Below are 16,223 nucleotides of genomic sequence, written 5' to 3' on the forward strand. Positions count from 1 at the left end.
GTACCCAATCCAACTATGTGGACTGTCAGGCCGCCTTCGCGAGCAAGCCCGCTCCCACAGTTGGATCGTGCGGTGTCAGCTAGATTGGCGTCGGCTGGCAGGCCGTCACGGGAGCAAGCTCCCTCGCCACAGGTTCGGCGTCATACCGAAGTTGTGTAGATACCTATGCGCTCACAGGTGTAGCCCTTCAACTTCAAGCCTGTTGTTTATCCAACTTCTTTTCCTGGGCCGTCACCTGCTGGCACAACTCGATCATCTGTTCACGCATCCAGCGGTTCGCCGGGTCCTGGTCGGTGCTTTCGTGCCAGTACAAATGGGTTTCCACCGGCGGCACGTTGTTGACCGGCAGATGGAACCAGTGCAGTTCATGACGGCGGGCGAAACGCTCGGGCACGGTCATCACCATGTCAGTCTGTTGCAGCACCTGGGAGGCCATCAGGTAATGCTGGGAACGCAGGGCAATCTTGCGCTGGATGCCCATCTTGCCCAGGGCCAGGTCCACATAACCCAAGCCGTTGCGACGGCTGGAGATATGGATATGGGTCAGCGACAGGTAATCATCCAGCGTGAATTTGTCCTTGCCCGCCATCGGATGGCCCTTGCGCATGGCACACACGTAGCGGTCTTCCATCAGCTTGACGTGACGCACCTGCGGGTCGGTGTTGAGCGGCGCATCCACGGCAAAATCCAGGCGCCCGGCCGCGAGTTCCTTGGTGGTTTCGCGGCGTTTGGACAGGAAGCTCTCGATCACCACCGTCGGCGCCAGCCGACGCAGGCGCTGGAACAGCAGCGGCAGGATCACGGCTTCGGTCAGGTCGGTCATGCTGATGCGGTAGGTCTTGGCCGCCTGCTGCGGGTTGAAGATGCGGCTTTCCTGCACCGACACGCGCAGCAACGACAACGCATTGCGTACCGGGCCGATGATGTTCTGCGCCATCGGCGTAGGCACCATGCCTTGGGCAGTACGCACGAACAGCGGGTCGTTGAAGGTCTCGCGCAACCGCGCCAGGGCGTTGGACACCGCTGGCTGGGTGATACCGACAATCTGCCCGGCGCGGGTCAGGTTGGCTTCGGTGTAGATCGCATCGAAGACGATGAAGAGGTTGAGATCGACCTTGCTCAGATTCATTTCGTTGCGCTCTTATTGTTAGGTGCTCATACGCCGATCATATATCGGTGATGAATGTTAATACACGCCGAGAATAGGCTAGGTAAATTATCAGCGCTGTTCTAGCATCGAATGCATGACCTAAACAACCTCTCAGAGAAGGGAGCTGCTCATGGATTTCGCCTATTCGCCCAAGGTTCAGGAACTGCGTGAACGCGTCACTGCGTTCATGGACGCTTATGTCTATCCGGCCGAACCGGTGTTCGAACGCCAGGTCAGCGAAGGTGATCGCTGGCAGCCCACGGCGATCATGGAAGAACTCAAGGCCAAGGCGAAGGCCGAGGGTTTGTGGAACCTGTTCCTGCCGGAATCCGAGTTGGGTGCCGGCCTGAGCAACCTTGAATACGCACCGTTGGCGGAAATCATGGGCCGCTCGTTGCTGGGCCCGGAGCCATTCAACTGCTCCGCCCCGGACACCGGCAATATGGAAGTGCTGGTGCGCTACGCCAACGAAGAGCAGAAGCAGCGCTGGCTCGAACCCCTGCTGCGCGGCGAGATCCGCTCGGCCTTTGCCATGACCGAACCGGATGTGGCGTCCTCGGACGCCACCAACATGGCCGCCCGCGCCGAACGCCAGGGCGACGAGTGGGTGATCAACGGCAAGAAGTGGTGGACCTCCGGCGCCTGCGACCCGCGTTGCAAGATCCTGATCTTCATGGGCCTGAGCAACCCCGATGCACCGCGCCATCAGCAGCACTCGATGATCCTGGTGCCGGTCGATACCCCCGGCGTGAAAATCCTGCGACCGCTGCCGGTATTCGGTTACGACGATGCGCCCCATGGCCATGCCGAAGTGCTGTTCGACAATGTGCGCGTACCCTATGAAAACGTGTTGCTGGGCGAGGGTCGTGGTTTCGAGATCGCCCAGGGCCGCCTTGGTCCAGGCCGCATCCACCACTGCATGCGTTCGATCGGCATGGCCGAACGCGCATTGGAGTTGATGTGCAAACGCTCGGTCAGCCGCACCGCGTTCGGCAAGCCCTTGGCGCGGTTGGGCGGCAATATCGACAAGATCGCTGACTCACGCATGGAAATTGACATGGCCCGCCTGTTGACCTTGAAGGCGGCGTACATGATGGACACCGTGGGCAACAAAGTGGCGAAAAGCGAAATCGCCCAGATCAAGGTGGTGGCGCCGAATGTGGCCTTGAAGGTTATCGACCGCGCGATCCAGATGCACGGCGGCGCCGGGGTCTCCAACGACTTCCCGCTGGCCTATATGTATGCCATGCAACGCACCCTGCGCCTGGCCGACGGCCCGGACGAAGTGCACCGCGCGGCGATTGGCAAGTTTGAGATCGGCAAGTATGTGCCGCGGGAATTGATGCGCGGCGGGCAGTAACACCGCGTCGCCTGTATTCGCGAGCAAGCCCGCTCCCACACTGGACTGCATTCTCATGGTGGAAATCGGCCAAGTGTGGGAGCGGGCTTGCTCGCGAAGAGGCCAGTGCCCACCACGCAAAACTCAAGCCTCAGTACACCCAAACCTCCACCCGCCGATTCTTGATCCGGCCCTCATCCGCCGTATTGGCCGCCACCGGCATCTGCGCGCCAAACCCGCGAATATCCTTGAGCACCACGCCGCTCTTGACCAGCTCCCGGCGCACTGCCATCGCCCGCAATTTCGACAACAAAGCTGCACGTTGTGGGTCATTCTTGGTGTCGCCAAACCCCACCAGCGTCACCTGTTTATCCAGCTTGCCGTGGCTTCTGATATAGGCCACCACCCGCTGCACATCCTGGCGCGCCTTGTTGTCGAGGCTGGCGCTGCCCTCGTCGAAGCGAAAATTCACTGTCAGGCGCTGAGCGTCGCGGGCGATGGCCTGGTAGTCGTCCGGCATCGACGGGCGCGGCGCCACGCCAATCGCTTGCACCTGCTGGGCGATAAAGCCATTGGCGGCCACAATCGCCTGGCCCTGGCTGCCTTGGGTAAAGTCCACCAACGCCTTGGCCCACGGGTTGGGGGAAGAGGGCGGCAAGTAGAAGAGCAGCCGGCGTGACAGCGGGTAATCTTCGGTGGCGATCAGGCTGGTCAGCGGCAACATGGGTTGGGAGTCGCCATCGACAATCGCCACCGCCTTGGCCTGGCGCACAGAGGGCAGGCCGATAAAGCCGATGCCTTGCGGGTCCTTGCTCACCGCATCGGACAGCTGTTCGCTGGATTCAAAGCGCTTGGCCGACGGCGCGAGGGGTTGGCCGCGGCGGCTCAGCACCAGTTCCCGGAAGGTGTCGAAGGTGCCGGATTGATCATCCCGGGCATATAAATGAATGGCCCCGCCTGTACCGCCCAGTGCCTCCCAGGTGCTGACTTCGCCGTTGAAGATCTGCGCCAATTGTTCGGTGTTCAGGGTACTGAGCGGGTTACGCGGGTTGACGATAATTGCCAGGCCATCGATGGCGATCACATGCTCGGCGCCTGGGCTTTTCAAGTCACCTAAGGGGGCGAGGTCCACCAGCTCGTTGTCTTTGATCGGGCGGGACGCTGCGGCGAGGTCGGCGCGGTTGTTTTTCAGCGCCGTAAAGCCGGTGGTGGAACCGTGGGCCGCGACCTCGATGGTGACCGTCTGGCCTTGGCGTGTCTTGCCGACCACGCGCTGTTCATTAGCCCCCGCACCCGCTTCAGCGTGTACGTCCTGCAAGCCCTGATGCTCCATCAAACCCTTGACCAGCGCCGGGCCGAGTGCTGCGCCGATGGTGTTGGAGCCCTGGATGCGCAGGGCCGGGCCTTGGTCGGGAATGGGCAGAGGGGCCGCCACGGCGGGGAGGGCGATTGCAAAACACAGGAACAGAACGCGCAGCATCATGCCGGCACCTTCTCAAGCCAAAGGGAGTGCCGCAAGATTAAGTCAGTTGGATTGCAGCCATATGACCGACACAACACGGTTCAAGCTGTGGGAGCTGGCTTGCCTGCGATAGCGGCCTGGCAGCCGACACCTATCTACCTGACACCCCCGCGATCCAATTGTGGGAGCGGGCTTGCTCGCGAAGGCGGCCTGGCAGGTAACACAGTTGGATGGTGTACATATCCATTGCTGCGGTAACGGCCGCTTAGGGTTCCGCCCTGACGGCGGCTCACTTTTGAAAAGCCGGAATGCCGGCCCAGGCAAAAGTAAGCAAAACGCTCTTGCCCCACCACTCGGCACCTCGCTTAGGCTCGGTGTGCCCGAACACAGGCTTGAATCCGTGGGCCGCCGCCACGCGCCATCCCTGGCGCGGGGCGGCTAACCCGGCGTCCTGCCGGGTTACCCACGAATTCAAGCCTGCGTTCGGCCAGCGTGGTTTGACGGGGCGCCTAAGATCAAAAGCAGATCAAGATCAAGAGCGGCTCGCTTCGCATCGTGGTTACCGTTGGTTGCTACAGCCTGTAAGGTTGTGTTGATGCATAAGGCAATCGCAGGCAAGCCAGCTCCCACATTGGGCCGTATTGTCAGCTCAGTTCCAGCCAGATCGGCGCATGGTCCGACGGCTTCTCCAACCCACGCAGCTCGTAATCCACCCCCGCATCCTTGACCCGTGGCACCAATCCAGTGGACGCCATTATCACGTCGATGCGCAGCCCGCGCTTGGGCTCGTCCTCAAAGCCACGGCTGCGGTAATCGAACCAGCTGAAGCGGTCGGTCACGTCCGGGTTGAGGTGGCGGAAGCTGTCCACCAGGCCCCAGTTCTTCAGGCGCTCCATCCACTCGCGCTCTTCCGGCAGGAAGCTGCACTTGCCGGTTTTCAGCCAGCGTTTGGCATTGTCGGCGCCGATGCCGATGTCGCAGTCTTGCGGGGAAATGTTCACGTCGCCCATCACCACCAGTGCCTGGTCGTTGCTGAACTGGGTTTCCAGCAGGTGCTGCAAGTCTGCGTAGAAGCGCTGCTTGGCCGGGAACTTGGTTGGGTGGTCGCGGCTTTCGCCCTGGGGGAAGTAGCCGTTCATGATGGTCACCGGCTGGCCATTTTCGTCGGCGAAGGTGCCCCAGATAAAACGGCGCTGGGCGTCTTCTTCATCGCTGGCAAAGCCTTTGTGCACGCTCAACGCTTCTTTGCGCGAGAGCAGGGCCACGCCGTAGTGGCCTTTCTGCCCGTGGTAGTACACGTGGTAACCCAGGGCCTGCACTTCGGCCAAGGGGAACTGATCATCGTGGACCTTGGTTTCCTGCAGGCCGATCACGTCCGGTTGATGCTTTTCAATCAGCGCCGCCAACTGATGAGGGCGAGCACGCAGCCCGTTGATATTGAAGGAGACGATTTTCATGGTCGGCAGTCCAGTCTGGCAAAAGGGCGATGCTAGCCGACAAGTCGGACGGGGGCCAGCGTGGCGGTAGGGTGAATGCGCTGCTAATGTGGGAACGACTGGTGCTGTGTAGGTTCGTACCCATAAGAACGCCATCTTTTTCAGTGGCGCCCAGGGAGATTGACTGTATGCCTGAGACTTCGACTGCCGAAATCCGTCTACTCAATAGCGGTTACTCCCGCGAAGCGCGATCCCTGCTGTACCAGGCGTATCGCCATGAGCCGACCTTCGCCTACATCTTCGAAGCCGAGCGGTCGGGCTATGAGCAGCGAGTACGTGCCACTGTGCGCGAACTGGTCAAGCAGCACTTCTTTCAGAAACTCCCGGCCATCGGCCTGTTCGTCAATGACCGGCTGATCGGCATCGCCTTGATTGCACCGCCCCAGCGGCGCTTGGGCATCACCGAAAGCTGGGCCTGGCAAATCCGTATGTGGCTGAGCACCGGGGTGCGCGGTACGCGGCGTTACCTGGAATACCATCATGCGGTCATGGCGTGCCTGCCCACCGAGTCTGTGCATGTGTTGCCGCTGCTGGGCATTCACCCGCAGTTCCAGGGCAAGCACCATGGTGAGCAGTTGCTGGAAGCGGTACACAATTGGTGTGCCGACGATCCGCATTCATCCGGCGTGGTGCTCGACACCGGCAACTCTCGTTACCTGGATTTCTACAAGCGCCAGGGCTATGAGGAAATCGGCGAAGTCGCCGTAGGGCCGGTGCGCGAGCATGTGTTTTTCCATCCCAATCCCCAGGCGTTACATCCTGCAACGGCTTAGAACAGAATTATTCAGACTAATCCGGGTTCATAGTTCCTCCCTCGCTCGTGTAGCATCCGCGCCTATGAAGTTTCCAGGAAGATTTACCAGCGGCTTGATTCTGCTGTTCACAAGCTGCGGCGCATTGGCGCAAAGCGAACTGGACGTGCGGATCAAACCCTCAAACGACGCGCTGAAAGCCAACATTGAAGGCTATATCGGCGGGGTAGGCGATCGTGATGAAGAAGCCTTGCTGCGGTTCAGCCGTGGCGCCGAGGAGCAGGCGCGTAAAGCCGCGCAGGCCCTGGGCTACTATCAGCCACAGATCGCCAGCGATGTGAAAGGCGGCAAAAACCCGCGCCTGACCCTCACCATCGACCCCGGCGAACCGGTGCATTTGCGCAACGTGACTCTGCGGGTCGATGGCCCGGCTGCGAGCCTCAAGGCCTTTCGCGTGCCCGCCAGCGACGACCTCAAATCCGGCGCCGTGCTCAACCACGGCCATTATGAAGACGCCAAGCGCCTGATTCAGAACCAGGCCTCGCGCTACGGCTTTTTCAGCGGCCGCTTCACTAGCCAGAAACTTGCCGTGGACCCTCAAGCGGGCGTGGCCGACATCGAGCTCATTTACGACAGCGGCCCGCGCTACAGCATGGGCAAGGTCAGCTTTACCGGCGACACGCCCTTTGATGAAGAGCTGTTGCAGCGCATGGTGCCGTTCAAGCCCGGCACGCCCTATGACTCCGAACTGGTCGCCGAACTCAATCAGAACCTGCAAGCCAGCGGTTTTTTTGAAGGCGTGCGCGTCGACGCCAGCCCCACCGCCGCCACCGATGACGTGATCCCGGTGGCGGTGCAACTGGACACCCGCAAGCCGCGCACCATGGGCCTGGGCCTGGGTTACTCCACCGACGTCGGCCCACGGGGCAAAGCCAACTGGACGCGCCATTGGGTCAACCCCCAGGGCCACAGTTATGGCTGGGAAGCCGAACTGTCGGCGCCGCGGCAGAACGTCGGGCTGTGGTACGACATCCCGCTCGACCCGCCGCTCACCGACAAACTGCGCTTTGCCGGCGGCTACCAGAATGAAGAGATCGCCAACACCGATACCTTGAGTAAGTTGCTCACCATCGGCCCTGAATGGCACAGCAAATTGCCCAGTGGCTGGACGCGGGTGATCTCCCTCAAGTACCAGCGCGAAGAATATCGCCTGGGTAATGACTCGGGCCTGAGTAACCTGCTGATGCCGGGCGTGAGTTATTCCTACCTGCGCAGTGACAACCGCATCGACCCGCACCATGGTTACCGGCTGATGTTCGACACCAAGGTCGCCAAGGAGGGCGCGGGGTCCGACACCAACCTGCTTTACGGCACAGCGACGGTCAAGGGCTTGACCACCTTGTGGGACAACCACCGCTTCCTGGGCCGTGCGCAGTTTGGTGGCAGTGCCACCAACGGCTACAAATCCGTGCCGCCTTCCTTGCGTTTCTTTGCCGGTGGCGACCAGAGCGTGCGCGGCTACGAGTACCAGACGCTGTCGCCCGAGAACGATCGCGGCGACCGCATCGGTGGCCGCTACATGGTGGCCTTGAGCGCCGAGTATCAATATTCCATCACCGATAAATGGCGTATCGCGACCTTTGTCGATCAGGGCAACTCCTTTAACAACCTGGACTTGCCCAGCCTGAAAACCGGTGTTGGCGTCGGCGTGCGCTGGGTGTCGCCGGTGGGGCCGATTCGCCTCGACCTGGCCCATGCCCTCGAAGATCCGGGCGGCGTTCGCTTGCACTTTTCCATGGGGCCTGAGCTGTGATGCGTGGTTTGAAAATAGCGGGGCTGGCGCTGGTCGCCATCCTCGCCTTGCTGTTAGTGGCGCTGTGGTCGGTGCTCGGCACCCAGGCGGGCAGTCGCTGGGCCCTGGGCCAGGTGCCAGGGTTGAGCGTGGAAAATTTCCAGGGGCGTCTGGGCGGGCAATGGAGCGCCGATCATTTGCTGTGGCAGCAGGACGGCAGCCGGGTCGAGCTGAATGCGCCGATATTTGACTGGTCGCCCGGCTGCCTGCTGCGCATGACCCTGTGCATCAACCGACTCGATGTGGAACAGGTCAGCCTGGAGTTCGCCCCCAGTGCTGAAGAGAGCGACAGCGGGCCGATTCAACTGCCCGACCTGAAGCTGCTGGTTGCCCTGCAGTTGGGCGATGTGCGCATTGGCAGCCTGCTGTTCAATGGCAGTGAAGAACTCAAGGGCCTGCAATTGGCCGCGCACTGGACCGCCGCCGGCTTGCAGATCGACTCGGTGCACCTGCAGCGCGACGATCTGGTGCTGGACCTCGCAGGCCTGCTGCAACCTACCGGCGATTGGCCGCTGAATGCCACCGGCAACCTGAGCTTGCCCTATGCCCCAGGCGGTGCCCCCTGGACGGTCGCGCTCAAGATCGACGGCGACCTGCTCAAAACCCTCAAGCTCGACGCCAACAGTAGCGGCTACCTGCCGGCCAAGCTCACTGGCGAGCTGCAACCCCTGGCGGAAAACCTGCCGGCGCAGTTGCACATCACCTCCGAGTCGTTCAAACCCAGCGCAGACCTGCCCGATACCCTGCAACTCAACCAACTGGACCTGAGCGCCAAAGGCGACCTGAGCAATGGCTACCAGTTGCTGGGCAAGGCCGTGCTACCGGCCGAAAAAGGCCCGGTGGATTTACTGCTCAAGGGCAAGGTTGACGCCAAGGGCGCGCAGATTGCCGGCCTGGACCTGACGGCCGGCGACAAGCAAAGCCTCAAGCTCAGTGCCAACCTGGACTGGCAACAAGGCTTCAGCGCTGACGCCAAGATCGACTGGCTGGATTTTCCCTGGCATCGCCTCTATCCGGTCATCGACGAACCGCAAGTGGCCTTGCGCACCTTCAACGGCGAAGTCTCCTATAAGGACGGCAACTATCTGGGCAATCTCAAGGCCGACCTCGACGGCCCGGCGGGCAAGTTCAATGTGGTCACGCCGTTCAGTGGCGACCTCAAGCAAGTCTTCCTGCCTGAGCTGAAACTGAGCGCCGGCCAGGGCAAGGCCGAAGGCCACCTGAACCTGCAATTTGCCGACGGCATTGCCTGGGACACCGCCCTGGATCTGTCGGCGCTGAACCCGGCCTATTGGGTTGCGGAGCTGCCCGGCACCCTGGCCGGACCGCTGCGCAGCAAAGGCGAGTTCAAGAATGAACAGCTCAAGCTCAACGCCGACCTGGACCTCAAGGGTCGCCTGCGCGGCCAAACCGCCGTGCTCGCGGCCAAGGCCGAAGGCGCTGGCGAACAATGGACCCTCGCCAACCTGGACATCCGCCTGGGCGACAACCGCATCAACGGCAGCGGCAGCCTGCAACAGCGCCTGGCCGGGCAGATCGACATCAAGCTGGCACGCCTGGCCCAGCTCTGGCCGCAACTGCGCGGGCAAGTCAACGGGCGTGTCGAGGTGGCCGGCACCTTGAAAGCCCCTCAAGGCAAGCTCGGCCTCAAGGGCCAGCAACTGGCCTTTGCCGACAACCGCCTGCAAAGCCTTAACCTGGATGCCAACCTCGATAGCGCCCAGCGCGCCAAGCTCGACCTCAAGGCCAACGGCATTCAAAGCGGCGAGACGCAAGTCGGCAACCTCACCGCCAGCGCCCAGGGCGATATCAAGAACCAGAAAGTCCAACTGGCGCTGACTGGCCCGCTGGTCAAACTGGCCCTGGCCCTGGACGGCAACCTCGACAAAGACAACTGGCGCGGGCGCCTGGCCAGCGGCGACGTGCAAGCCGGTGGCCAGGACTGGCGGCTGCAAGCCCCGGCGAAGATCGAACGCCTGGCCGATGGCAAGCTGACCTTCGGCGCGCACTGTTGGGTCTCCGGCGGCGCCAGCCTGTGTGGCGAAGACCAGCGCCTGATGCCCGAGCCGAAGCTGCGTTACCACCTCAAGCAATTCCCCCTCGACAGCCTCGCGGCGTTCTTGCCCAAAGACTTCGCCTGGCAGGGCAGGCTCAACGCTGATGTGCAACTCGACCTGCCCCAGAGCGGCCCAAAGGGTGTGGTTGCGGTGGACGCCAGTGGCGGCATCTTGCGCGTGCGCGACAAGGGCCAGTGGCTGGATTTCCCCTACGACACCCTGAAACTGGAAACCACCCTCAACCCCAAGCGCATCGACACCCAGCTGAATTTCCGTGGCGGCAAGCTCGGCGAGTTGTTGTTGCAGGCGCAGATCAACCCGCTGCCGAACAACAAACCGATCACTGGCACCTTCAGCCTCGCCGACCTGGACCTCTCCGTAGCGCGGCCCTTTGTGCCCATGGTGGAAAAACTCACCGGCAAGCTCAACGGCAGCGGCCGCATCTCCGGCGGCTTGCTTGCGCCTTTGGTCAACGGCAACCTGAACCTGGTGGGCGGCGAAGTCTCCGGGCCCGAACTGCCCATCAGCCTCGAAGGCCTGAACCTGCAGGCGCAGATCGCCGGCGAAAGCGTGCAGCTCAACGGCGCCTGGCACAGCGGCAAGGCCGGGCAGGGCAGCCTTACGGGCCAGATCGACTGGGGCCGCGCCCTGGTGGTCGACCTCAGCCTCAAAGGCTCGCAACTGCCGGTCACCGTGGAGCCCTACGCCAAGCTGGAAGTGGCCCCCGACCTGAAAATCAGCCTCAAGGACGACAAACTGGCGATTGCCGGCAAAGTCCACATTCCCCGTGGCGACATCACCGTGCGCGAACTGCCGCCTTCGACGGTCAAGGTCTCCGACGACACCGTGATCATCGGCAGCCAGACCGAAGAGGGCAAACCGCCGATGGCCATGGCGATGGATATCGACGTGGAAGTAGGCGAAGACCAGCTCAACTTCGCCGGCTTCGGCCTCACCGCCAAGGTCCAGGGCCATGTGCACATCGGCGACAACATGGACACCCGCGGCGAGCTGTGGCTCAACGACGGCCGCTACCGCGCCTACGGCCAGCGCCTCAACGTGCGTCGCGCACGGCTGCTGTTTGCCGGGCCGCTGGACCAGCCCTTCCTGGACATCGAAGCCGTGCGCGTGGTGGTCGAACCGTCCCGCACCGTGACCGCCGGTATACGCCTGAGCGGCAGCGCCGAACAGCCCACCACGCAGATCTTCTCCGAGCCGACCATGGCCCAGGAAGATGCGCTGTCGTACCTGGTGCTGGGCCGTTCGCGCACCAACACCGGCGAAGACAACAACATGCTCGCCGAAGCCGCCCTGGGCCTGGGCTTGATGGGCAGCGCCGGGGTGACCACGGATATCGCCAATAAGCTGGGGATTCAGGATTTTGATCTTGACACCCAGGGTACGGGTAACAGCACCGCGGTGGTGGCCAGCGGCAAGATCAACGAGAAGCTCAGCCTGCGTTATGGGGTAGGGGTGTTCGAACCGGCTAACACCATTGCGTTGCGTTATTTGTTGAGCAAGAAGGTGTACCTTGAAGTGGCGACGGGTGTGGCCAGCTCTCTGGATATCTTCTACAAGCGCGATTTCTGACCGGTACGCTGTAAAAAAATGTGGGAGGGGGATTGCCCGCGAAGGCGGCGTGTCAGTCACTGAATCTGTAACTGAACCACCGCCATCGCAGGCAAGCCAGCTCCCACACTGGTTATGGATTGCCCACAGAATCAGCGCCGGGCACCGATCCCTGTGGGAGCGGGCTTGCCCGCTAAGGCGGCGTGTCAGTCACCGAACCTGCAACTGAACCACCGCTATCGCAGGCAAGCCAGCTCCCACACTGGTTATGGAATACCCACAGAATCAGCGCCGGGCACAGATCCCTGTGGGAGCGGGCTTGCCCGCGAAGGCGGCGTGTCAGTCACTGAATCTGTAACTGAACCACCGCTATCGCAGGCAAGCCAGCTCCCACACTGGTTATGGATTGCCACAGAATCAGCGCCTGACACAGATCCCCTGTGGGAGCGGGCTTGCCCGCGAAGGCGGCGTGTCAATCACTGAATCTGTAACTGAACCACCGCTATCGCAGGCAAGCCATCTCCCACATTTTGTTCTGTATGCATCAGTTAAATAGCGGCCCCTCTAAGGACGGCAACTCAACTCCACTCGCTCATAATTCAGCGCCTTATCACGTTGTGGCAACGCATAAGCCGCCTCGCACCGCTGCCCTTGCCAACTAATCACTAGGGTGCCCGTGTCGGCCTCAACCAACGCCAGCGCCTTGCCGCCAGGGTCGGCAATTGCGATCTGCTTGCCCGCGCTGTCTTCCAGCGCCGCGCCAAACGGAATCGGCTGGTGCTGGGCATCGAACAAGGCAAACTGTACACGCCGCCCAGTCTTGCTGGCATAGCGCGCCAGCACCACTGCACCGCGTCGCGGCACCACTTGCTGGGTGGCGTTGTCGATCTCGATATCGGTGCCCAGGTCACGGGTGTCCAGGCTGATCCAATTGACGCGATAGGGTTGCGCGTTGGGCACTACGGCAAAGCCATTGCTGCCGGTCTTGGCGCCGGAGTAACTGCCGATCTTCGCGCCTTTTACCCCTTCGACCTGCGCCAACGCAAAGGTCTCACCCACGGTTTGCCCAAGGTTCATGCCGCCCGCGTGGCCTACCACGGAACCGGCCAGGTTGAGGTTCTGCGAGTTATACCCACGGCCCTGGCTGTAACCGGCACTGATGTCCATCATCGAGGTGCGAGTGCTGAGGTTGGCCGAGCCGGTGCTGCCGCCGGTGCTGCTGTTACCGCCTTGTACCGAGTAATAGGTGTCGCTGTCTTCCGACAGGTAGCCGTTGATGCCCACTTGCGTGGTGTCGCTGGCTTTCTGCGTGCTTGCGGAGACAAAGGCTCGCGGCGCGCGGGGTTTTGAGCCCAGAGGGAAGGACAGCGACAGGTTGACCAGGGTGTCGTTGTTCGCTGGCCCATAGTTGCCGACATCCTTGGTGTAGGTTGCGCCCAGGTTGTAACTCACCTCGTCCCAATAGTTGCTGTAGCCCGCCGACAGGCTTTGCGAACCCCCACGCCCCCAGTAGCGTTGGTCACTAGCGTTCACGTAAATCGTGCCATATTGCTGATTGCGACCAAGGCTCTGGTTGATAGTCAGGTCGGTGCGGGTTTTCGAGTTGCCCGTGCGTTTCTGGCCCTCATGGCTCAGCTCCTCGACGTGATCGCTGAGGGTGCGGTAGCCCTCGGTCGAATAGCGATAAGCGGCGAGGGTGAAGCTGGTATCGGTGCCGGCAAACGTCTTGGCATACAAGGCCCGTACGCTGTTGCCCGTCACCGCCTGGCCAAAGGTGCGGCTGACCGAGTGGGTCAGGTCCAGGGACACCGCACCGATGGAGGTATTACGGCCAGCGCCGACGGACATGGCCTGGAAATTTTCCGTCGCCTGGGCGCCGATAATCCCGGACAGGTTGCTGCTGATGCCGTAGGCCAGGGTGCTGCTGACGAACTGCGGCGACTTTTGATCATCGCTGTTGCTGTTGTACTGCCCGGCCGACACGCTGTATTTGAGCTGACCCTGGCGCACCATGATTGGCAAGCTGGAAAACGCCTGCACCGTGACCCGGCGTCGGCCATCAGCTTCGATAATCGTCACTTCCAGGTCGCCGTTGGAGCCGCTGGGGTAAATGTCGCTGATCTCGAATGGGCCCGGCGGCACGTTGGCTGTGTAGAGGATGTAGTTATTCTGGCGAATCTCCACGGTCGCGCTGGACTGGGCGATACCGCGAATGATGGGCGCATAACCGCGCTCGCTGTCGGCGCGCATGCCGTCGTCCGAGGCCAGCTTCAAACCGCGATAGCGCACGCTGTCGAACAGGTCGGCGTCAGAGAAAATATCCCCGGCACTGAACTGGCCCTTCAACGCCGTGACGTCATGTTGCAGGTAGCTGCGGTTGCTCTTGAACGTATTGGGGCGGCCAGTGCTGCTGCTGAAGTTCGATTCGTTGCGCAGCCGCCAGCCGCCCAGGTTGATGCCATTGCGCAGGCCGATGTTGTTGGAGAGCGTGGTCTCACCCAGGTTGCTGTTTCGGCTGCTGCTCAACTGGTAGTTGATGAACGCGGCGGGCACACCATCGTCCCATAAGGCCGGGTCTACATAGCCGCGCCGGCCGCGCTCCATGGCGCTTTGGGGCACACTGACCAGCAAGCGCAGGCGCGGCACGTCGTAGCGCACGCTGGCCTGGTCGATCAGGGCGGGCAGGTTGATGCAGGCGTTGGGGTCATCGCCGGCCAGTTTGCCGGCCGCTTGCAGCCTGGCGATATCGACCCCCAATTGCTGCACCGTCTCAAGGGTCAGGCAGGCCTCGGTTTTGCCCGTGGCCGGGTTGTGAAGAAAGTCGATATCGCGACGGCCCACCAGGGTGTCGTTGCCGTACAGGTCGACCCGGTAGTTGCCGGGCAGCACAGTGCTGCTGGCGAGCAGCGCTTGTACGTCGACGGCGGAGGCTGCTCCCTGCAGGAACGAGGTATTGAAGTGTTCTTCGTCGTCGGCCAGGCAGGCGTTGCTGAAGATCAGGGCCACCGACAGCGGTGCCAATCCTTGGTACTTGAATACAAACATGCAGGAACCCTATATCACCTCCGATACGAACTAACGGAGCGAAGATAAATACAGTGAAAGTGCGACCGCTGGATAAACGGGCGTATTAAGAAGCGTCTTTTATTGCACTGGCCTGCACAGCGGCCGAGTGGGAAAGTTGCACGCTATAACGGTCTTGTGCGCCGTAGTCGTTAATGCTGCGAAACAACAAGTTGGGTGACTGCCCGGGCGTGAAGTGTTTCAGGGTGAACTCTTTTTGTTCGCCGGGCGCAATCATCAATGAATCAAATGGTTGCTCGCGCAGTGCACCCGAGGTCAGGGTGATTTCGGCAATGGACACGTGATACAGACCAGGGTTGTTCACCACCAGCAGACTTTTGCCGCCACGCTCAACCAGACGCCATTTCAATGTGGCGGGTGCCAGGTAAGCCTCGGCCTTGAGCCCGGCAGGGCGGAAGAACACCTTGATGCGCTGGCGTACCGCGAGCTGCAAGGTGTTCTGGGTCTTCGAAGCCTTGGGAATCTCCTGCACGTTGAGCCACATCACCGACTCGCGGTCGGTGGGCATGCCCGTGCCCTCATAGATCACCCGCAACAGTTGCTGTTCGTCGTTGCTCACCCGCACCAAGGGCGGGGTGACGGCAAAGGGTACCGAGGTGGCCTCGCTGCTGTCGGCGTCGATCCAGGACTGGATCAGCACGTCTTCACCGCTGTTACGCACGGTGATGCCGGCTTCCTTGTGCTTGCCGTCGAACACCAGGCGCGTGCTGCTCAACGAGATACCGGCCGTGGCCTGGCTGGCCACCAGCAGGCCCAGCAGGCCCATGCAGAAGGACAATGAGTGACGATAAAACATGATGACTACCGCGCAAAATGAATGAATGTGCAGGGCCGCCTGGCCCTGCACGGACCCGTAAAGCTCGTGCGGGTTATTCGTATTGCAGGGTGAACGGCAGGGTCGCGTCGCCACGACCGGCTACAGCCAGTTTCGGATCGGTACCGGTGGTGACATAGGCGGCCGAGAATTTCAGCGAGGCGTTGCTGTCCTGCAGGTTGCTTTCGATTTTCGCGGTGGCGGGTGAGCTCAGGTCGATCAGGGCGCCATTGCCATCCAGCAAGGCAATACCGATATTCTTGGCGGCGCCCAGGCCGTCGATGACTTTCAACACGCCAGTGCCAGTCACAAGGCCGCTGCCTTTGCCAGAAGTCGGTTGGAAGAGCATGGCCACCTTGGTACCGGCGTTGCAGTTGACCTTCATCTCGAAGTTCTCGGCGCTCAGCGTGCCGCTACCTTTTGGCGCGGTGGCGGTGCCCATGTCCTTGATCGACACTTCACCCATGTTCACCGAAATGGTCTTGTTGGTGCCGGCGCCTTCAACGGAGCAGGCATCGTTGTTGATGGTGCCGGTGAAGTTGATGGTGCCGCTGCCGGCCTTGGTCGGAACAGGGTCGGCTGCCAGGACATTGCCTGCTGCGGCGAAAATCGACAGGGCCAGAAGTGCTCGAGAGAACGTTTTCATGT

10 protein-coding genes are annotated in these 16,223 nt (G+C 61.6%); 4 read left to right on the forward strand and 6 right to left on the reverse strand.

Going from position 1 to position 16,223, the window contains the following annotated elements:
* Window positions 1-193: 193 nt before the first annotated feature.
* The gene (locus A7K61_RS19080) at window positions 194-1,129 is read right to left on the reverse strand and encodes a LysR family transcriptional regulator (RefSeq protein WP_032896586.1); all 936 of its coding nucleotides are present in this window, start codon (window positions 1,127-1,129) and stop codon (window positions 194-196) included.
* Between the two features lie 151 nt (window positions 1,130-1,280).
* Between A7K61_RS19080 and A7K61_RS19085 the strand changes: the two genes are divergently transcribed.
* On the forward strand, window positions 1,281-2,510 hold the full coding sequence (locus tag A7K61_RS19085; protein WP_032896588.1) for an acyl-CoA dehydrogenase: 1,230 nt from the start codon (window positions 1,281-1,283) through the stop codon (window positions 2,508-2,510).
* Between the two features lie 130 nt (window positions 2,511-2,640).
* On the opposite strand, the gene A7K61_RS19090 is transcribed toward A7K61_RS19085, so the two are convergent.
* Entirely contained in the window at window positions 2,641-3,972 is a 1,332-nt protein-coding gene (locus A7K61_RS19090; RefSeq protein ID WP_069558145.1) for a substrate-binding domain-containing protein, read from the reverse strand.
* Window positions 3,973-4,595: 623 nt separating this feature from the next.
* Window positions 4,596-5,408 carry an exodeoxyribonuclease III gene (gene xthA, locus A7K61_RS19095; RefSeq protein WP_044274028.1) on the reverse strand — a complete coding sequence of 271 codons (813 nt, stop codon included), beginning with the start codon at window positions 5,406-5,408 and terminating at the stop codon, window positions 4,596-4,598.
* Between the two features lie 167 nt (window positions 5,409-5,575).
* Between xthA and A7K61_RS19100 the strand changes: the two genes are divergently transcribed.
* From A7K61_RS19100 to A7K61_RS19110, 3 genes are all read left to right on the forward strand, one after another.
* Window positions 5,576-6,220, forward strand: coding sequence for an N-acetyltransferase (locus tag A7K61_RS19100; protein ID WP_032896591.1), 645 nt, complete (start codon window positions 5,576-5,578; stop codon window positions 6,218-6,220).
* 64 nt (window positions 6,221-6,284) lie between these two features.
* Entirely contained in the window at window positions 6,285-8,012 is a 1,728-nt protein-coding gene (locus A7K61_RS19105; protein WP_044274025.1) for an autotransporter assembly complex family protein, read from the forward strand.
* A complete protein-coding gene (locus tag A7K61_RS19110) occupies window positions 8,012-11,698 on the forward strand; it encodes a translocation/assembly module TamB domain-containing protein (RefSeq protein ID WP_069558146.1) in 3,687 nt (1,228 codons plus the stop codon). Before A7K61_RS19105 ends, A7K61_RS19110 begins: the two co-directional genes overlap by 1 nt.
* A 543-nt stretch (window positions 11,699-12,241) precedes the next feature.
* Here A7K61_RS19110 and A7K61_RS19115 read toward each other — a convergent pair.
* The 3 genes from A7K61_RS19115 to A7K61_RS19125 all read right to left on the reverse strand — a co-directional run bounded on the left by A7K61_RS19115 (window position 12,242) and on the right by A7K61_RS19125 (window position 16,221).
* Window positions 12,242-14,722 carry a fimbria/pilus outer membrane usher protein gene (locus tag A7K61_RS19115; protein WP_069558147.1) on the reverse strand — a complete coding sequence of 827 codons (2,481 nt, stop codon included), beginning with the start codon at window positions 14,720-14,722 and terminating at the stop codon, window positions 12,242-12,244.
* An 85-nt stretch (window positions 14,723-14,807) separates the two neighbouring features.
* Window positions 14,808-15,557 (reverse strand): molecular chaperone, encoded by a 750-nt coding sequence (locus A7K61_RS19120; RefSeq protein ID WP_044274052.1) that lies wholly within the window; start codon window positions 15,555-15,557, stop codon window positions 14,808-14,810.
* 73 nt (window positions 15,558-15,630) lie between these two features.
* Complete coding sequence (locus A7K61_RS19125) at window positions 15,631-16,221, reverse strand: fimbrial protein (RefSeq protein WP_069558148.1); 591 nt, start codon at window positions 16,219-16,221, stop codon at window positions 15,631-15,633.
* Window positions 16,222-16,223: the final 2 nt, after the last annotated feature.

It is taken from the genome of Pseudomonas sp. AP42, assembly GCF_001728935.1.
GTDB lineage: Bacteria > Pseudomonadota > Gammaproteobacteria > Pseudomonadales > Pseudomonadaceae > Aquipseudomonas > Aquipseudomonas lactis.